The organism is Natronorubrum daqingense (assembly GCF_001971705.1).
Taxonomy (GTDB): Archaea; Halobacteriota; Halobacteria; order Halobacteriales; family Natrialbaceae; genus Natronorubrum; species Natronorubrum daqingense.
Genome location: NZ_CP019327.1, coordinates 1,335,018 through 1,350,183, shown reverse-complemented (window position 1 = coordinate 1,350,183; position 15,166 = coordinate 1,335,018). Strand labels below are relative to the sequence as shown.

The following is a 15,166-nucleotide window of genomic DNA, read 5'->3' as shown; positions in this document are numbered from 1 at the left end:
GTGGAATTGTACCGAGTGAATGTGGCATCGGAGCCGAATGAGTAGATCGACAGCATCGATCGTATGAGGAAGGTATAAGTGTCCGTCTTCCACATTGTATACCAATGGCTGACGTTCGGACATACACCCTCATATACGTCGTACTGCTGATATTAGGGACAGCGAAGTTCGTCTTCTTCGAGATAGACATTCCCGAATCGGCGGCAATTGGCGGGACCATCGTACTTGCTGTCATCAAGTCCCTGCTGATCGCTGCGTATTATCAGCATCTCCGTGAAGAGCCACGTGCAATCACCTATATGATGGTTGTCGCCGTGTTCATGGTGTTCCTGCTAACCGTTGCAGCGGGATACTCGATTCAGTAATCGGCGACAAAACCACTGTTCTTACCGTTACCGTTCTTTGGTTTTCTGTACCTCTGTGTGGCATCCGATAGCTACTGTTTACGAGAAAGACGATATTAGTCGTTACCTCGAGGTCCACCCGCCGTCGACTTCGAGACAGGCCCCAGTGATGTACCGTGCTGCGTCGCTCGCGAGAAAGACAGCTGGACCGCCGATTTCTTCGGGAGCCCCAAACCGCTCGAGCGGCGTTCGATCGATCACGGACTGGCGGAGTCGTTCGTTCTCCTCTAAGTCCTCTACTAGGTCGGTCGAGACGTATCCCGGTGCGAGTGCGTTCACGCGAACGTCTGGTGCCCAATCGAGCGCGATGCTCTTCGTCAACCCGACTAGGCCGTGTTTCGACGCGACGTAGGGATGTTGTCGAGGCAACCCAACGAGTCCACCGACACTCGCGACGTTGATCACCGATCCGCCGCCGTTTTCGTGAAGTTGTGCTGCCGCCGCGCTTGTGACTTCGAATGCACCCGTCAGATTGACGTCGACTGTTTTCGCAAATCCTTCGCTCGAGACGTCTTCGGGGAGGCCGAGCCCATCATCGGGGTTGATACCGGCGTTGTTGACGACGATATCGACTGACCCGAAGGTATCGACTGTTTCGTCGATGGCTCGAGCAACGTCCTCGGCGTCGGTCACATCCGTCGTCACAGCGTGTGCATCACCGCCGTCGTCCTCGATTTCGTCGACGACCGATTGGATCTCGGCATCGGTACGAGCCGTCGGAACGACGCACGCGCCGGCGCGAGCCAACTCGAGTGCGATGGCCCGTCCGATGCCGCGACCGCCGCCTGTGACTACTGCCACGTCGTCTGTGAGGTCGAAGAGTGAACTCATGTGTTCACCGTGTTTCTGTGTGCCACCACCAAGGTCCTAACGCACCAGACGCTGGGCAATTCAGTTACTGGAACAACATAGCACGATGAGCGCGTGCTGACGACTCTCAGAAGTCCGACGAGATCCATTCCGTTGGTTCTCCCCCGAGGCGAACGATTGGCCTCGAGTGGGGACTGACCGAACCAGCAAAGCATGCTAGTCGTACAGTGAGTGTGCTGTGCTCGAAGCAGAAAGAAGAGAGAAGAACGCTTACTCTCGGCCGAACATCTGGCGCATCATCGGATGCATTTCCATCATCTGCTCCTCGGCGATCTCCTCGTACAGTTTGTACGTAATGGAGACAGCGAGCAGCAGACCGGTCCCTTCGACACCGCCGACCGTGCCGAGCATGTTCGCCCAGACGGCCAGCAAGCCGACGAGCGCACCGCCGAGGACGGTAACCTGCGGAATGTAGCGCTCCATGACCTTTTCGATGACGCCGACGTTCTGTCGGAATCCGGGAATTTGCATTCCGGAGTTTTGGATCTGGCGTGCGGTGGCGTCGGGGCCCATGTTCGTCGTCTCGACCCAGAAGATGGCGAAGATCGCACCACCGATGACCATGAACGACAGGTCGACGGAAATGCGAATCAGTACCATCCACGCGTCTTGTGTGACTGCCCCGGTCCACCACATCCAATCTTCAGGTGAATAGATCGGTGCAGTGTAGTAGAAGAACCCACTGGCGGGCTCTCCTCCCGAATAGTCCCCGAGCCACGTCGGCATCCCGGCCCAGACACTATCGAGAATCTGGCCCATGAACTGAATGTTCGCCTGCAGCGCGCGAACGAGGATCATTGGCAGGACGCTCGCGTAGATGAGCTTCACTGGGAAGCGACCGCGAGCACCCTTCACTCGAGAGTGACTGAGCGGGATTTCGACGCGGACGGACTCCGCGTAGACGACGACGCTGAAGATGAGCAACGTCGTCAGTAAGGCGATGATCTGTCCTTCGCCGAGGAAGATCGTGTAGAGCCCGTCACTGGAGACGATGGATCCGGTTTCGACCTGACCCGTAATGATCTCGTACCAGCTGTAGAAGAATCCTTCACTGGATGGACTGACGAATCCGGTCACGAGCTGCTGGCTCACGCTAGCGATAATGAACAGGCCAATTCCGCTGCCGATCCCCCATTTACTGACGACCTCGTCCATGTAGAGGATGAGGATCCCGCCAACGAAGATCTGGGCGAACATCAGCATCTGAACCTGCGTCTCGCCGAACTCGAGTCCGCCGAGAGTGAGCGACGGCTGAGCGGGCAGGAAGCCACCGGCGAACACCATCGGGAGCGCAGTCAACGCCGTCATGACGATGACGAGCACCTTCTGCAGCCCCTGATAGAGGATCTGATCTCGTGGGTCGTCCGTGTCGAGACCAAGCAAGTTTGCACCACCGAGCAACTGCATAACGATGCTGGCGGTGACGATCGGACCGATACCGACCTGCATCAGCGACCCCATCTCACCGGCGAGCACCGAACGGAACTCACCGAAGATGTCGGTCGCTTCTCCGCCTTGCAACCCGAGCAAGGCGATGTTCGTCAGGAAGAAATACAACACGAGGATGCCGGCAGTCCACGCCAGCTTACGCTTGAAGGGGACGTGCCCCTCTGGACGGCGCACTGCGGGCATCCGCGTCAAGACCGGTTCGGCGGCTTCCTTCCATCCCATATGTTAGTCCTCGTCCTGTTCGGAGTCTTCGTCAGCTTCGGCGGCGTCCGCTTTCTCTTGTGCCTCCTGCGCTCGCTCCGTCAACAGCGCCTCGCCACCGGCTGATTCGATTTTCTCCGCTGCAGTGTCGGAGAACTCGTCGGCCGTGATTTCGAGGCTGTTTCGGACCTGTCCAGAACCGAGGACTTTGACTTTGTCGACTTCGTGACCGTCGTCGACGATATCACGCGCGTCGATTGCGTATCCGTCGTCGGTTTCTGCCGCGAGGTCGTCGGCTGCGTACAAGAGTGCATCCTCGTCGAGTTTCTGGACGTCGATTGCTTCGACCTCCTCGCGGATGCCCTGTGGACGCTTGAAGCCGTGTTTGCCTTTCGGTTCGTAGTTGTGGAACTCGTGTTTGCTCCGCCCGGCGCGCCCGCGACCGCCGCGGTGACCGGCTCCACGTCGATTTTTGTGGGAGCCACCGCTGTGCGTACGCGATCCGCGCTGGCGTCGTTTTTTGCTTGTCATGGTTATCGCATCGATTCTAACAGGTCGTTAATCTGCTCGGTTGTATGTTTTCCGAGTTGGCCGCCTTCGGGTGTCGGCTTCTTGATCCCGTCGTGGCCACCTCGTGGCGGGTGAAGTCGAAGCGTTGGTGACAAGCCTTCCTCACGAAGTGTCGTCTCCTCGGCGAGCAATGCCTCGGCGAGGTCACCGAAGTCGTCGTAATCGGTGTTCTCGCTGAGCCACTCCTCGTCGACGTCGGACTGTTTGCCCTCAAGCGGCTCTGCTCGACTTTCGAGAACCGTCTCGAGAACGTCGCTTTCGGGCTCACCGTGGGCAACGTAGTCGTTGACTTTGTTGACCATCCCGACGTAGGTGTCGGTTTCGGGGACGAGAGCACAGTGATTGACGCTGTGGATGTTGAGCATCTGCAGCGTGTCCTCGACGTCCTCCTGTCGGTTTACCTCACCGCGAACCTGGACGATTGCTTTCATTGGTCAGCCACCTCGGCTTCGTCTTGTCGACCCCGCTGTTGGGGTTGGCGCGACTGGGATGCGTTCTCGAGTGCGTTGAACGTCGCCTTCGCGAGGTTCACGGTCGTCCGCGTGTTGCCGTGACTCTTCGTCCAGACGTTCTCGAGGCCGGCCAGTTCGAGGACGTGACGGACGGTGTCACTCGCGGCCAATCCGAGCCCTTCGGGGGCTGGAATGACGTCGACTTCGACGGAGCCAGCTTTGCCGCTGGTGCGTCGGGTCAGCGAGTGTGGCCGATCCGAACGGTCCTCCCACGAACCGGAGCCGCGGGGGACTTTGATCATGTTCAGTTTCGCGATACCGATCGCCTTCTGGATGGCGGAGCCGACCTGATCGTCTCGGCCTTCCGCGTAGCCGACGTAGCCGTCGCGGTTACCAACCACGACGACACAACGGAACTTGACGCGGCGTCCGGAGTCGGTCATGCGCTGGACCATGTTGATGTCCAGCACTTCGTCGTCCAGTCCGGGAAGGAGCTGGTCGACGAGTTCGGGCTCCTTGAGCGGGAGTCCCGAGTTGAGGGCGGTCTCCATATCGTCGATTTCGCCCTCTTGGACCTTCCGGCCGAGACGGGTAACGGGTTCCCATCCGTCGTCGTTGTAGTTGCTCATTCGAGAATCGCCTCTCGTACCTCGTCGAAGTGTTCAGGGAGTTCGGTTGCGTCGAAGTCACCGCTGTAGAGCGGTTCGTCGAGTTGCTCTGCGTACTCGGCGATGTGTTCGCCACGGGTACGCGACCAGTCTGCGAGCACACTGTCGTTGTGTGGGATCTCGAGACCGGCATCGATTGCTCCCTCCTGAACTGCGAATACCTTGTTCCCGGGCGTGGCCGTATTCAGACCGATGTCGAGGACCGCTTCCTCGAGGCCTGCCTCGACCGCCCGCGTGCCGGCCAGCAGGCCGGTCAGGTATGCCGCAGAGATGTTACTCGTGGGCGCATCCCAGCCGTACTCCTCGAGATCGCTCGAGTGTGCGCTTGCAAGCGTCTCGTCTCCCTGAGGTCCGGGAGTGATCAGCTGCGCCGTAGTGTGCTTGTTGCTCTTGCGAGCAACGAGGCGGGGCTTACCCGATTTCAGCAGGCGCAACCTCTGGTGGTAGTCCGTTCGGACCTCACGGCGACGCCGCATCGGCACTTTATATCGTGGTCCAGTCGCCATTATTGGTCACCGTAGTTTTCGTCGATGTAGTTCAACAGGTATTGGACGCTCCGGAACTCGCCACCGCCAGCTTTCTTGTAGAGCTCGCGGTACTGCGTGGGCGTGAGTTCGCCCTTGTCTCGGAGTTCACGAAGCTTCCGTCGCTGTGCGCGAATCTTGTTCTGCCACTCGTCTTTCTCGTTCTGGCGTGCACCCTTCTTGCCGCGGCGCTTGCCTGGCCCCTTCTTGTGGCCGTAGGCTCGCTTTTCGTTGCGCTCTCGTGCGCGTCCGCGGGAGTTGCTCTTGGCGTCACCAGCCTGAATACGACCTTCCTGGACGAGTTCTCGGATCTCGTCGCGAGTGATCGCTTCGGCGATGTCTGCCTGAGCGTCGGGATCGAGCCAAACGCGATTCTCTCCGACGTCGAGAACGTCGGCTGCAAGTCGTTTCTGTGCGGAGAGATCAGTCATTTGAATCCACCTCTACTTCTTCGTAGGTTGGGTTCAGGACGCGAACGTCCTGTTCCTCGGCTTCTTCTTCGATTCGTTCGCGCTTGCGCCCACCAACCGACGAGGAGATACGGACCGCCTCTCGGTCGCCGTCGACACCCTCGAGGTCGTCGAGATTCTCGACGTAGACCTCGTCGAATCCGCTCGGGTGCTTGCCGCGAACTGCGGTTGGCGTTCGGAAGCCAGCCTCGACGGTCGGGCCTTTGCCTTTGACGCCCTTTCGCTGTTTGGACAGCTGTCCGCGTGGGCGTCGCCAGGACTCCGGCGTCCGCTTTTTCATGTGGTAGTCCTGTCGGTTGAACTGCGGTTTGCCCTCACTTCGACGCTGCTCGAGCAACTCCGATTCTTCCTCGGAGAGCTCCGGCGTCTTCTCGGTTAATCCGCGAGGTTGCAGTTCGGTTTCGACGTCCTCGTCGACGGATTCTGCGTCTTCGTCGACGTCTTCGTCTTCGATTTCGGCGTCGGTTTCGTCGCTAACTTCGAGGTCGCCGACGTCTGCTTTGATTCGGGCTGCGAGCGCGTTCCCGATTCCGTCAGCTCCAGCGAGGTCGTCCTGGTCTGCTTCTTTGACGTCCTCGATAGTTTCGAAGCCGGCATCTTGCAGGGCGTCTGCCTTGCTCGTGCCGACACCGCTGATGTCCTCGAGTTCCTGTGGCTCGTCTGGGTCGGCCCCAGTGTCTTCAGTTTCTGGTTCGTCGTCTGCCATCTATCAGGCACCTCCTTTAGCGGGTTTCTCGGTGATGTAGACGCCGTCTTGGAAGACTCGGGTGTCCTTGCCACTGACGCGTGTCAGTTGCTCGATGTCGGCCGCCGTTTGGCCGACGTCTTCCTTGTTGGGTCCAGAGAGGACGAGTTTCTCGTCGTCGACGGACACGTCGGTTTCACCGTGAATAGTCGTACGTCGCGCTGCCTTTTCGCCGAGGAAGTTCTCGATGACGACTTCGTCGCCTTCCGCGCGGACCTGCATCGGGAAGTGAGAGTAGAAGACTTCCATCTTGTACTCCCAGCCCTCGGCCACGCCGTGGAATGCGTTTTTGATGTGGCTCTCGAACGTGCCAACGGTCGCGTTCGTCTTCGCGTCCTCGTTGTCACTTTCGACTACCACAGTCTCGTCTTCGAGTTCGACGGTCACGTCGGGGTACCAGAGGCGGCGGGTAACGCTGCCTTCTGGGCCGTCGACGGTCACGTCGAGGTGGTCGATCTCGACGGTTACGTTGTCAGGGATTTCCAGTTCGACTCGCATGGTTAGTAGACGTATGCGATCACCTGGCCCCCAATACCCTGCTCACGAGCCTCGTAGTGGCTCATGATGCCACTGCTCGTCGTAACGACGAGTGCACCGAAGTCTCGAGCGGGGAGATACCGTTTCTCCCACTTCTCGAAGTCTTCTGCGCTGGCACTGTAGCGGGGTTTGACTGGGCCACAGTCGTTGATCGCTCCTTTCAATTCGACCTCGAACTGACCGGCTTTACCGTCGTCGACGTACTCGAAGCCGTCGATGTACCCGCGGTCGTAGAAGACCTCGAGTACGCTGCCGATCTCGTTGGAGGCGGGTGTTACCTCGTGGCTGAGATGCCCCACGCTTTCGGCGTTGTCGAGTCCCGAGAGCGCGTTGCTGAGTGGGTCGTTTCCAGTCATGTTATCGATACTTCTTGAATCCCATGTCGCGAGCGATTTCGCGGAAGCACTGTCGACAGAGGTTGATGTCGTACTTTCCGACAAGCCCCTGTTTGCGACCACAGCGCTGGCAGGCTTCGTCCTGCCCGGTACGCTTCGTGGCGTGCTCGCCCGTGCGCTCGGCTTCTGTTTCACTTTCACTCATCGTCTGACTCCTCCACGCTCACGTCGAAATTCGCCTCGAGGAACGAAATTGCGTCCTCGGGGGTGAGTCGGTGGTTCGACGGGATCGATCGGTTCGCCTTGTCGCGTTTGGCAACGCGGTATCCTGGTCGAACCAGGTTGACGGTGACGTCGAGTCCGTAGATACCGACGTTCGGGTCGTACTCCTGGCTTGGGAACTCGGTGTGTTCCTCGATGCCGAAGCTGATGTTGCCCGTATCGTCGAATTGCTTCGCAGACACGCTGGCGATCGGAATCGCGGTCTCGAGGAACTCGTATGCGTCCTCGCCACGAAGGGTAACCTTCGTGCCGATCGGGTCGCCCTGGCGAATACCGAAGTCGGGTTCGGTTCGTTTCGCCTGGGTACGGACGCTCTGTTGACCCGTAATCTCCTCGATGATGTCTTCGGCTTTCCCGAGTTCGCGGCCACCACGTCCGACGCCCATGTGGGCAACGACTTTCTCGACGCGTGGTTCGCGCATCTCGTGGAAGTCACCGGCATCAGCTTCGCTCATTCGTCATCACCCGTGGAGTCCTCGTCCGTGAAGTTCTCGTCGATGACGACGACGTACTCCTGAATGGTTTCGAAACCGTCGTCGTCCGTGGAGACGCCGACCGTGTTCGGACCGCTTCCAGGCGTGATATCGATTGCGTCGATCTCACCGATCTTGCCGCCGTGGTTGCCACGAACGGCCGTCACGAGTGCCCCTTCTTCGAACGGGAAGTGAGCGACGATCGATTTGTCCTCGTTATCGACGACGATCGAGTCGCTCGAGTTGTACTCGGTTTCGTCGTCGACGAAGACGTTCGTCCCGTCGTGGAGGGTCAACTGCGTGTTCCCGCCTGGAACTTGCTGTTTGCCCTCGATCTTTCCGAGACGGCTGTCGGCTGCCGTCTCGTCGATTTCGGTCAGCGCGAGGCGGCCGCCTTCGTCTGGGAAGACGCGGTAGTACTCCTCTCGGCCGGGGAAGGCAACGATGTCGAACATGCCGATCGGGCGCTGTTCGTCGTTGATCGGTTCCCCGTTGATGAGGATCGAATCCTCCGAAAGGGCGTATCGTGCTTCTTTCTTCGAGTCGACGTAACCGAGTACGTCCCGCAGCAAGACGACGAGCGGGACGCCGTCCTTACCGTGTGGGCCTGCGCCGGCTTTGACCGTGAAGGTCTCCGTCTTGCGCTCGACCGGCCAGGACTTCGGCACTGACAGTCGTTTCTGGTGTTTCGTCATTCGCTATCACCTTCGGCTTCGTCTGCGTCGCCTTCGAGACGTGCTTCGCGACGCTCGTCCTCGAGGTTGAGCTCCGTGATACGAACGTTCGAGGGGGCGAGTGGCCGTGGCACCTCTTCGCCATCTGCCGTCTCCACCGTGACCTCCTCGACGTGGATGGTTCCATCCTCGAGGATGGCGCGGAGAACTTCGGCCTCCTCGCCGGCGTGGTCGCCACGCATGACCTCGACCGTGTCGCCCGCATTAACGCGGGTTCGACGGGTATCGTACTCCTCGCGGAGCTCGTCGGACAGCGTCGCGTGAAGCTGCTTCTGTCGCTTGTGCAGCGGTGCACGCTCCGTCTGCGTTCGCTGTTTGTGTGGTTGTTTACTCATTGTCTATACGATCATCGTCGCTGTAGATGCGATTGCTCCGAAGCGCTCTGCGACTTCGCGGGCGATCGGCCCCTTGATCTCCGTGCCGCGGGGCTCTTCATTCTCGTCGATGATGACCGCCGCGTTGTCCTCGAACTTCAGGCGCGTCCCGTCCGGGCGGCGGATCGATTTCCGCTGTCGAACGATGACTGCCTCGAGGACCTGACGGCGCATCTCGGGGGTCCCTTTCGTGACCGAAACGGTCACCTTGTCACCGAGGCCGGCCTTCGGCTGGCGGCTCTTGGTGCCGTGGTAGCCCGCGACGCTGATGACCTTCAGCTCCCGTGCGCCGGTGTTGTCGGCACACGTGACCAGCGACCCCTTCTTGAGTCCCTGGGTGACGTCGGCTTTCATTGCCTCCATTAGGCATCACCTTCGTCTTCAGCGTCGTCGCCGCCGAGGTCCTCGGCGGACAGCTGTGGGTCCGGCTCGCTTTCGCCGGTGAGCGCTGCCACGTCTTCGGCAGTCGCTTCTTCAGTTACTTCGACGACCACGTGCGATTTCGTCTTCGACAGTGGTCGGGTCTCTGCGATCGTGACCGTGTCACCGACCGAGAGCGGCTCGAGCACGCCCGGAACGTGTGCCGGGATGCGCGAGCGGCGTTTCATGAGGCGGTCGTATTTGGGTACCGCCACATCGTACTCTCGCTCGACGACTACGGTCTTGTCCATGTCCGTCGAGACGACCTGTCCCTCGAGGGTCTGTCCTCGAACGGGCAGTTCGCCGTAGAACGGACACGTCTCGTAGTCGTATTCCTCCGGGTTTTCTGGTTCCGGAGGGGTTTCAACGTCTAGTCCTATTGCCATGGTGAATCACCATTAGTTTCCGTGCGTCGGGCGGGTCGTGAGAGCAGTCGCGATCCATCGACCGTAACGTAGGCTACATCCTCGCCAGCGTGCTCGTTGATACGAGCACAGCCGACGGCGTCGCCGTCGACTCGGTCCGACTCGTCCGTTTTATCGGCAGAGCCGGGTTGGGTGTCGGCCAGTTTGGACGCAGTCCCCGAGGACTTCGCGTCCTCGGCGGCTTCATCTGTGATCGCGAACTCGAATACTGAGCCCGATTTTGGCACCCGCAACACCCGAGACTCACCGTCGTCACGAACTTCGATCGAAAGCGTGTTCGTCGTCTCGATGACGACTCGTCCTTCGATTCCCTCCCGGCTGGCGTCGTCACTCTCGACGACGCGGACGGGAAGTCCGTTGAGTTCGTGCCGCGGGAGCGTTTCGGGTGTCAGTGCCATCGTTGTTCTTACTCGTCGTCCAGGTCGCCTTCTTCTCGCTGGATCGTCTTGACCCGCGCGATCGTCCGGCTCAACTCTCCGATGCGTCCCGGGTTCTCCGGGGCACCACCGGCTGCGAGAACGGACTTCTGGTTCAACAGTTCCGTCTCGAGTTCTTCGAGTTCTTCTTCGCGTTCCGCAGGCGTCATGTCGCGAACTTCTTCGACGTGGAGAATCGCCATCAGGCGTCACCTCCCTCGTCTTCCTCGGCATCGTCCGCTTCGTCCGCTTCCTCCTCGTCCATCTCTGCGACGAGTTCTTCGGCTTCTGCTTCGACGTCTTCCTCGAGTTCGTCGAGGTCGTCTTCGACCGGCGACTCGTCGGGGATCTCGACTTCTTCCTCGTCGGCCTCGACTTCCGCCTCGATGACCTCTTCGACGTCTTCTTCCTCGAGTTCTGGGTCGGTCTCGACGGCGTCCTCAGCGGGCGCTTCGGCGCCGGATTCGGCGGCGTCTGCCTCCTCAGGTTCTCCCTCGAGCAGTTCCTCGACACCCTCGGCCTCGTTGGCTTCGACGGCGTCTGGAACGATCTCTTCGGGGTCCAGATCTTCGTGGACGCCGAAGTCGTCGGGCAACTCGGCACCTGGCGGGATGATCTTGACGTTGACCCCGATGGTACCGAGTTTCATGACGGCGACGCCCTGACCGTGGTCGACGACCTCTTCGGCGGGTTCGCCGTTGTGCTTGATGTAGCCACGGTTGAACTTCTCCACGCGTGAGCGTGCGCCCGTGACCTTTCCGGAGAGGACAATCTCGGCACCGAGCGCGCCGGCTTCCATGATCCGGTCAATCGTCGTGTGGCCGGCTTTGCGGAAGTACCAGCCACGCTCGAGTGCGTTCGCCAGTCGGTCGGCGACGATCCGTGCGTTCAGGTCGGGTTCTTCGACCTCTTGCACGTCGATCTGTGGGTCCTCGAGGTTGAACTTCTCCTCGAGAGCCGTCGTGACCTTCCGGATGTTCTCGCCGCCTTTGCCGATGACCATCCCGGGCTTCTCGGCCTTGAGGACGATTTGCGTACCCATCGGCGTCTTGGCGACGTCCATACCGCCGTAGCCTGCGCGGCCGAGTTCTTCCTGGAAGAACTCGTCGATCTGGGACCGCTGAAGGCCATTTTCGATGAATTGATGTTCGTCAGCCATTAGTTATCGTCCTCCGATGTTTCGTCGGTCTCCTCGACAACGATCTCGACGTCGACCTGCGGCGTGTTCCAGGCGGACGCTCGCCCCATCGCACGAGGTTTGCGACCGACCGATTCGCCGACCTTGTGGGCTGCGATGTGGACGATCTCCATCGCCTCACCGTCGAAGCCCTGGTGGTCTGCGTTCGCCGCGACGTTCTCGAGCAAGTCGAGGAATTCGCCCGAGACCTTCTCGGGGTACTTACCGGCGTCCCAGCCGTCGATGTCGGATCGGTGACCCGCACCGGCGTTGTGGGACTTAAACGGTACCGACTGCTCTTCGTCGATGACGTCCTGAAGGTACGCCTGTGCGTCTGCGACGGTTTTACCCTTCAGTTCGCGTGCGACCTCTTTGCTGTGCTTGTGGCTCATGTGACGCTCCCGGAGCATCGCTTTCGCGGTGGATTCGGGATCGGCGTCGACTGAGTAGTTGATTCCCATACGATGATCACTTCAGTGGGACGAACTTCGAGGAACGAGTTGCACCGATACCTGCCTGTCCGTGCTCGACGGACGTGCGGGTGAGGCGGAACTCGCCGAGATAGTGTCCGATCATCTCGGGTTCGACGCGGACGCGCTCGAACGACTGTCCGTTGTAGACCTCGAAGGTGAGGTCGACGAACTCCGGCAGGATCGGCATATCCCGCAGGTGCGTTCGGATCGGCGCGTTCGCCGTCTGTTCCTCGTCTTTCTCGCGGGCTTCCTCGAGCAATTTCTGTTTCTCGACGGAGAGACCGCGTTCGATGCTTCGCCGCTTGCGAGCGGGTAGCAGTTCTGCAACTTCCTCGAGTTCCAGATCCTGCAGTTCCTCGAGCGTGTGGCCACGGTAGGTGAACTCACCTTCGCGGCCGGTTCTGTACTCCTGGCTCATTTGTCTCCACCTCGGCCGGTACGACGCGAGGAGATGTCACCCACCTTCCGTCCCGGCGGGGCGTCCCGCGAGACGGACTTGGGTTTGCCCGGGTGCTGTCGGCCACCGCCACCGAATGGGTGGTCGACGGCGTTCATCGCGACACCGCGGACGCGAGGCCACTTGGAGCCCCGTGCTTTCATCTTGTGATACTTGTTCCCTGCTTTGACCATTGGCTTCTCAGTGCGGCCACCGCCGGCGACGACGCCGATGGTTGCACGACACTGCGGATCGAGGCGCTTGACCTCGCCGCTTGGAAGCTGGACGACCGCCGCGTTGCGGTCGTGGGTGATCAGGTCCGCGTTGACACCGGATGCACGCGCGAACTTGCCACCGTCGCCCTGGTTGGCTTCGATGTTACAGACTGGGACCCCTTCCGGGATCTCTGCGAGTGGCATCGTGTTACCCGGCTTGATCTCAGCCGAGACGCCGACCTGGATCTCTTCGCCGACGCTAATTCCCTCGGGTGCGAGGACGAGTCGCTGCTCGCCGTCCTCGAACTCGATGGCTGCGACTGGCGCAGAGCGGGCCGGGTCGTGTTCGATGTCGACGACCGTTCCGCGAACGATGTCGTCGTCCTCGGTCTGTTTGTGATCGAGTTTCGCCTTGTATCGGTGTGACGGAGCGCGGAACGTAGAGGAACCGCGACCACGTCGTTGTCCGAGAATACGCCGTCCCATTCTCAGAACACCCCAATTCTCGAGGCGACTTCCTGTGCGTCGTCGTCCTCGGAGAGTTTGATGATCGCTTTCTTCTTGCCCTTCATCGTTAGTTGCGTGTTGATGTCGTCGACTGTGACTTCGAAGCGCTCCTCGACGACCTCCCGGATCTCGGGTTTGGTCGCGTCAGGGTTACAAACGAACTGGAGCTTGTTCTCGAAGTCCATGTCGTTCATCGCCTTCTCGGTGACCAGTGGGTGATCGATAATCGTACTCATCGCTCAGCCACCTCCTCGAGTGCGCTTTCGGTCCAGACGGTCAGTCGGCCGGCCTGTGTGCCGGGTGCGAGGTCCTCTGCGTTGACCTCTGTCGCGGTCGCCACGTCGGCACCAGCGAGGTTCCGTGCCGCACGGGATGGGCCGGTTTCACTCGAGGTGACGAAGAGGATCGACTTCGGCGTCTGGTACTTGCGTCCACGGGTCTTGCCGCGACCCGAGCGGACGTTTCGACCGTCGTCAGCGCGTTCGATATCGTCTGCGAGGCCCGCTGCCTCGAGGAATTCGACGACCTCGGCGGTCTTCTGGAGGTCTTCAAATTCGTCGTCGACGACGACCGGAAGCTCGGCGTCCTCGTCGAACGCGTGACCGCGCTCTGCGACGAGTTCTGCGTCCGTCGTCGCCGCGATGGCGCTGCGGACTGCCAGCTTCTTTGCTTTCGTGTTGATCGATTCGGTCTGGTCTTTCTCGGCCTTTGGCGGGTGTGCCTTTCGTCCTTTGACGGCCTGAGGGACGCGTCGTGCGCGTCCGTCCTGGCGTGGGACGTGGGCCATACCGCGGCCGCTGCCGAACGATTCCGCGGGCGTTCGCTTGCCGGCGAACTCGTCGGCACCGTAGGCCTGTTTTCGGTTTGCCTGGGAGACGTTGACGGCGCGCGCGATCAAGTCCGGGCGGTAGTTCGTCTCGAAGACCGCCGGGAGGTCGACCGAGCCCGCGTCGTCGCCGTCCAGGTCTCGTACTGTTGCTTCCATGTGTTATCCCTGGTTAGATTCGGTGGAGACGTAGCGAACCTCGGGATCGAGGCGTGGCTGGTCTCCGGGTCGGATCGCCGGGCGGAAGCGTACGAGACGCTTGTTCGGCCCGGGGAGCGAGCCCTTGATCAGCGCGTGCGGTCCGTCGACTTCGCCGTAGTTGACGAAGCCGCCATCGACCGTCGCGTCTGCGCCGTCGCCAATGTCGACGAGGCGTTTGTTCAGTTCCGTCCGCTGGTGGTAACCGGTCTGGCCCTGCTGGGGGACCGTCGACCGAACGCGGGACGGGTTCCAGGGACCAAGGTTCCCGATGCGGCGGCGCCATCCCTGCCGGGCGTGCTTGCCCTTTCGTTTCTGGACGCCCCAGCGTTTGACTGGGCCTTGTGTCCCTTTCCCTTTCGTGACGCCGCTTGCGTCGACGTACTCGCCGGCGCGGAACACGTCGTTCATGACGTGTTCGCCGCCGTCAGCGACGGTCTCGAGGGCGAATTCGACGCGATCCTCGAGGGAGCCGCCGCCGACTCGCGTTTCCATCACGTCCGGTTTCTTCTTCGGCATCGAGGGAATGTCCCCCGGAACCGTGTGCGTGATGACGCGAACGTCGTCGACGCGCCCCTCTTCGAGGTGGCCGCGAAGGTCGTCTTCGGCGGCCGTGGCGTCGTAGTCATCACCGGGAATGTCCAGAACGCGATCGAGTTCGGAAACGAACTCGTCGGTCCAGATCTCGGTGACCGGCTGCATGCCGTATGGCGTCTCTTCGTACGCTCGCAGTGCAACAGCGCGCATTGGCGGCGTCTCCACGATCGTAACGGGAACGGTCTCTTCCATCCCTTCGGTCGGCGAGTTCGCTTTGTCGTCGACCATTACGACGTGGGTCATGCCGGCCTTGTAGCCCGCGAAGCCCTGGAGCGTCGGCTGTCCGTCGTCGTCCGGCCACGAGTTAAAGCGTGGGACCTCGCTGGTCGCACGCTCTCGTGGACCGAACCCGAGTGAGCCTTTGCGTGGTGAATTTGCTTGTGGCATT

At 60.7% G+C, this 15,166-nt stretch carries 26 protein-coding genes; 1 reads left to right on the top strand and 25 read right to left on the bottom strand.

Features of this window, described 5'->3' with window-relative positions; translation table 11 throughout:
• Positions 1 to 104: 104 nt before the first annotated feature.
• Positions 105 to 365 carry a cytochrome C oxidase subunit IV family protein gene (locus BB347_RS06660; protein ID WP_076582170.1) on the top strand — a complete coding sequence of 87 codons (261 nt, stop codon included), beginning with the start codon at positions 105 to 107 and terminating at the stop codon, positions 363 to 365.
• Positions 366 to 467: 102 nt separating this feature from the next.
• Here the strand turns inward: BB347_RS06660 and BB347_RS06655 are convergent, their stop codons facing one another.
• From BB347_RS06655 to BB347_RS06535, 25 genes are all read right to left on the bottom strand, one after another.
• Positions 468 to 1,235 (bottom strand): SDR family NAD(P)-dependent oxidoreductase, encoded by a 768-nt coding sequence (locus tag BB347_RS06655; RefSeq protein WP_076582169.1) that lies wholly within the window; start codon positions 1,233 to 1,235, stop codon positions 468 to 470.
• A 249-nt stretch (positions 1,236 to 1,484) separates the two neighbouring features.
• Complete coding sequence (gene secY / locus BB347_RS06650; protein ID WP_076582167.1) at positions 1,485 to 2,945, bottom strand: preprotein translocase subunit SecY; 1,461 nt, start codon at positions 2,943 to 2,945, stop codon at positions 1,485 to 1,487.
• 3 nt (positions 2,946 to 2,948) lie between these two features.
• On the bottom strand, positions 2,949 to 3,455 hold the full coding sequence (locus BB347_RS06645; protein ID WP_076582166.1) for an uL15m family ribosomal protein: 507 nt from the start codon (positions 3,453 to 3,455) through the stop codon (positions 2,949 to 2,951).
• Between the two features lie 2 nt (positions 3,456 to 3,457).
• Entirely contained in the window at positions 3,458 to 3,925 is a 468-nt protein-coding gene (gene rpmD, locus BB347_RS06640) for a 50S ribosomal protein L30 (RefSeq protein ID WP_076582164.1), read from the bottom strand.
• Entirely contained in the window at positions 3,922 to 4,575 is a 654-nt protein-coding gene (locus BB347_RS06635) for a 30S ribosomal protein S5 (RefSeq protein ID WP_076582163.1), read from the bottom strand. The genes rpmD and BB347_RS06635 overlap by 4 nt, the downstream gene beginning before the upstream one ends.
• Entirely contained in the window at positions 4,572 to 5,120 is a 549-nt protein-coding gene (locus BB347_RS06630) for a 50S ribosomal protein L18 (protein WP_076582161.1), read from the bottom strand. The genes BB347_RS06635 and BB347_RS06630 overlap by 4 nt, the downstream gene beginning before the upstream one ends.
• Entirely contained in the window at positions 5,120 to 5,569 is a 450-nt protein-coding gene (locus tag BB347_RS06625) for a 50S ribosomal protein L19e (RefSeq protein ID WP_076582160.1), read from the bottom strand. The genes BB347_RS06630 and BB347_RS06625 overlap by 1 nt, the downstream gene beginning before the upstream one ends.
• The gene (locus tag BB347_RS06620) at positions 5,562 to 6,314 is read right to left on the bottom strand and encodes a 50S ribosomal protein L32e (protein WP_076582158.1); all 753 of its coding nucleotides are present in this window, start codon (positions 6,312 to 6,314) and stop codon (positions 5,562 to 5,564) included. Before BB347_RS06620 ends, BB347_RS06625 begins: the two co-directional genes overlap by 8 nt.
• A 3-nt stretch (positions 6,315 to 6,317) precedes the next feature.
• A complete protein-coding gene (locus BB347_RS06615) occupies positions 6,318 to 6,851 on the bottom strand; it encodes a 50S ribosomal protein L6 (protein WP_076582157.1) in 534 nt (177 codons plus the stop codon).
• Positions 6,852 to 6,853: 2 nt separating this feature from the next.
• On the bottom strand, positions 6,854 to 7,246 hold the full coding sequence (locus BB347_RS06610) for a 30S ribosomal protein S8 (protein ID WP_076582155.1): 393 nt from the start codon (positions 7,244 to 7,246) through the stop codon (positions 6,854 to 6,856).
• 1 nt (position 7,247) lies between these two features.
• Positions 7,248 to 7,430, bottom strand: coding sequence for a 30S ribosomal protein S14 (locus BB347_RS06605; RefSeq protein WP_076582154.1), 183 nt, complete (start codon positions 7,428 to 7,430; stop codon positions 7,248 to 7,250).
• Positions 7,423 to 7,962, bottom strand: coding sequence for a 50S ribosomal protein L5 (locus tag BB347_RS06600; protein WP_076582152.1), 540 nt, complete (start codon positions 7,960 to 7,962; stop codon positions 7,423 to 7,425). Before BB347_RS06600 ends, BB347_RS06605 begins: the two co-directional genes overlap by 8 nt.
• Entirely contained in the window at positions 7,959 to 8,675 is a 717-nt protein-coding gene (locus BB347_RS06595; protein WP_076582151.1) for a 30S ribosomal protein S4e, read from the bottom strand. The genes BB347_RS06600 and BB347_RS06595 overlap by 4 nt, the downstream gene beginning before the upstream one ends.
• The gene (rplX, locus tag BB347_RS06590; RefSeq protein ID WP_076582149.1) at positions 8,672 to 9,049 is read right to left on the bottom strand and encodes a 50S ribosomal protein L24; all 378 of its coding nucleotides are present in this window, start codon (positions 9,047 to 9,049) and stop codon (positions 8,672 to 8,674) included. The genes BB347_RS06595 and rplX overlap by 4 nt, the downstream gene beginning before the upstream one ends.
• A gap of 3 nt (positions 9,050 to 9,052) precedes the next feature.
• Positions 9,053 to 9,451: a 50S ribosomal protein L14 gene (locus tag BB347_RS06585; RefSeq protein WP_076582148.1), complete on the bottom strand. Its 399-nt coding sequence runs from the start codon at positions 9,449 to 9,451 to the stop codon at positions 9,053 to 9,055.
• Complete coding sequence (locus BB347_RS06580) at positions 9,451 to 9,894, bottom strand: 30S ribosomal protein S17 (protein ID WP_076582146.1); 444 nt, start codon at positions 9,892 to 9,894, stop codon at positions 9,451 to 9,453. Before BB347_RS06580 ends, BB347_RS06585 begins: the two co-directional genes overlap by 1 nt.
• The gene (locus BB347_RS06575) at positions 9,885 to 10,331 is read right to left on the bottom strand and encodes a ribonuclease P protein component 1 (RefSeq protein WP_076582145.1); all 447 of its coding nucleotides are present in this window, start codon (positions 10,329 to 10,331) and stop codon (positions 9,885 to 9,887) included. Before BB347_RS06575 ends, BB347_RS06580 begins: the two co-directional genes overlap by 10 nt.
• 8 nt (positions 10,332 to 10,339) lie before the next feature.
• A complete protein-coding gene (gene rpmC / locus BB347_RS06570; protein WP_076582143.1) occupies positions 10,340 to 10,552 on the bottom strand; it encodes a 50S ribosomal protein L29 in 213 nt (70 codons plus the stop codon).
• Complete coding sequence (locus BB347_RS06565; RefSeq protein ID WP_076582142.1) at positions 10,552 to 11,508, bottom strand: 30S ribosomal protein S3; 957 nt, start codon at positions 11,506 to 11,508, stop codon at positions 10,552 to 10,554. The genes rpmC and BB347_RS06565 overlap by 1 nt, the downstream gene beginning before the upstream one ends.
• Positions 11,508 to 11,987, bottom strand: coding sequence for a 50S ribosomal protein L22 (locus BB347_RS06560; RefSeq protein ID WP_076582140.1), 480 nt, complete (start codon positions 11,985 to 11,987; stop codon positions 11,508 to 11,510). The genes BB347_RS06565 and BB347_RS06560 overlap by 1 nt, the downstream gene beginning before the upstream one ends.
• A gap of 7 nt (positions 11,988 to 11,994) precedes the next feature.
• A complete protein-coding gene (locus BB347_RS06555) occupies positions 11,995 to 12,417 on the bottom strand; it encodes a 30S ribosomal protein S19 (RefSeq protein WP_076582139.1) in 423 nt (140 codons plus the stop codon).
• Positions 12,414 to 13,136, bottom strand: coding sequence for a 50S ribosomal protein L2 (locus BB347_RS06550; protein ID WP_076582137.1), 723 nt, complete (start codon positions 13,134 to 13,136; stop codon positions 12,414 to 12,416). The genes BB347_RS06555 and BB347_RS06550 overlap by 4 nt, the downstream gene beginning before the upstream one ends.
• A 2-nt stretch (positions 13,137 to 13,138) precedes the next feature.
• Positions 13,139 to 13,393 (bottom strand): 50S ribosomal protein L23, encoded by a 255-nt coding sequence (locus tag BB347_RS06545; RefSeq protein ID WP_076582136.1) that lies wholly within the window; start codon positions 13,391 to 13,393, stop codon positions 13,139 to 13,141.
• A complete protein-coding gene (rpl4p, locus tag BB347_RS06540) occupies positions 13,390 to 14,142 on the bottom strand; it encodes a 50S ribosomal protein L4 (protein ID WP_076582134.1) in 753 nt (250 codons plus the stop codon). The genes BB347_RS06545 and rpl4p overlap by 4 nt, the downstream gene beginning before the upstream one ends.
• Positions 14,143 to 14,145: 3 nt before the next feature.
• A complete protein-coding gene (locus BB347_RS06535) occupies positions 14,146 to 15,165 on the bottom strand; it encodes a 50S ribosomal protein L3 (protein WP_076582132.1) in 1,020 nt (339 codons plus the stop codon).
• Between the last annotated feature and the right edge of the window lies 1 nt (position 15,166).

Excerpts from the sequence above, each read along its gene's own strand:
- BB347_RS06660 (WP_076582170.1), top strand. The coding sequence starts at position 105 with ATGGCTGACGTTCGGACATACACCCTCATATACGTCGTACTGCTGATA.
- BB347_RS06655 (WP_076582169.1), bottom strand. The coding sequence starts at position 1,235 with ATGAGTTCACTCTTCGACCTCACAGACGACGTGGCAGTAGTCACAGGC.
- secY (WP_076582167.1), bottom strand. The coding sequence starts at position 2,945 with ATGGGATGGAAGGAAGCCGCCGAACCGGTCTTGACGCGGATGCCCGCA.
- BB347_RS06645 (WP_076582166.1), bottom strand. The coding sequence starts at position 3,455 with ATGACAAGCAAAAAACGACGCCAGCGCGGATCGCGTACGCACAGCGGT.
- rpmD (WP_076582164.1), bottom strand. The coding sequence starts at position 3,925 with ATGAAAGCAATCGTCCAGGTTCGCGGTGAGGTAAACCGACAGGAGGAC.
- BB347_RS06635 (WP_076582163.1), bottom strand. The coding sequence starts at position 4,575 with ATGAGCAACTACAACGACGACGGATGGGAACCCGTTACCCGTCTCGGC.
- BB347_RS06630 (WP_076582161.1), bottom strand. The coding sequence starts at position 5,120 with ATGGCGACTGGACCACGATATAAAGTGCCGATGCGGCGTCGCCGTGAG.
- BB347_RS06625 (WP_076582160.1), bottom strand. The coding sequence starts at position 5,569 with ATGACTGATCTCTCCGCACAGAAACGACTTGCAGCCGACGTTCTCGAC.
- BB347_RS06620 (WP_076582158.1), bottom strand. The coding sequence starts at position 6,314 with ATGGCAGACGACGAACCAGAAACTGAAGACACTGGGGCCGACCCAGAC.
- BB347_RS06615 (WP_076582157.1), bottom strand. The coding sequence starts at position 6,851 with ATGCGAGTCGAACTGGAAATCCCTGACAACGTAACCGTCGAGATCGAC.
- BB347_RS06610 (WP_076582155.1), bottom strand. The coding sequence starts at position 7,246 with ATGACTGGAAACGACCCACTCAGCAACGCGCTCTCGGGACTCGACAAC.
- BB347_RS06605 (WP_076582154.1), bottom strand. The coding sequence starts at position 7,430 with ATGAGTGAAAGTGAAACAGAAGCCGAGCGCACGGGCGAGCACGCCACG.
- BB347_RS06600 (WP_076582152.1), bottom strand. The coding sequence starts at position 7,962 with ATGAGCGAAGCTGATGCCGGTGACTTCCACGAGATGCGCGAACCACGC.
- BB347_RS06595 (WP_076582151.1), bottom strand. The coding sequence starts at position 8,675 with ATGACGAAACACCAGAAACGACTGTCAGTGCCGAAGTCCTGGCCGGTC.
- rplX (WP_076582149.1), bottom strand. The coding sequence starts at position 9,049 with ATGAGTAAACAACCACACAAACAGCGAACGCAGACGGAGCGTGCACCG.
- BB347_RS06585 (WP_076582148.1), bottom strand. The coding sequence starts at position 9,451 with ATGGAGGCAATGAAAGCCGACGTCACCCAGGGACTCAAGAAGGGGTCG.
- BB347_RS06580 (WP_076582146.1), bottom strand. The coding sequence starts at position 9,894 with ATGGCAATAGGACTAGACGTTGAAACCCCTCCGGAACCAGAAAACCCG.
- BB347_RS06575 (WP_076582145.1), bottom strand. The coding sequence starts at position 10,331 with ATGGCACTGACACCCGAAACGCTCCCGCGGCACGAACTCAACGGACTT.
- rpmC (WP_076582143.1), bottom strand. The coding sequence starts at position 10,552 with ATGGCGATTCTCCACGTCGAAGAAGTTCGCGACATGACGCCTGCGGAA.
- BB347_RS06565 (WP_076582142.1), bottom strand. The coding sequence starts at position 11,508 with ATGGCTGACGAACATCAATTCATCGAAAATGGCCTTCAGCGGTCCCAG.
- BB347_RS06560 (WP_076582140.1), bottom strand. The coding sequence starts at position 11,987 with ATGGGAATCAACTACTCAGTCGACGCCGATCCCGAATCCACCGCGAAA.
- BB347_RS06555 (WP_076582139.1), bottom strand. The coding sequence starts at position 12,417 with ATGAGCCAGGAGTACAGAACCGGCCGCGAAGGTGAGTTCACCTACCGT.
- BB347_RS06550 (WP_076582137.1), bottom strand. The coding sequence starts at position 13,136 with ATGGGACGGCGTATTCTCGGACAACGACGTGGTCGCGGTTCCTCTACG.
- BB347_RS06545 (WP_076582136.1), bottom strand. The coding sequence starts at position 13,393 with ATGAGTACGATTATCGATCACCCACTGGTCACCGAGAAGGCGATGAAC.
- rpl4p (WP_076582134.1), bottom strand. The coding sequence starts at position 14,142 with ATGGAAGCAACAGTACGAGACCTGGACGGCGACGACGCGGGCTCGGTC.
- BB347_RS06535 (WP_076582132.1), bottom strand. The coding sequence starts at position 15,165 with ATGCCACAAGCAAATTCACCACGCAAAGGCTCACTCGGGTTCGGTCCA.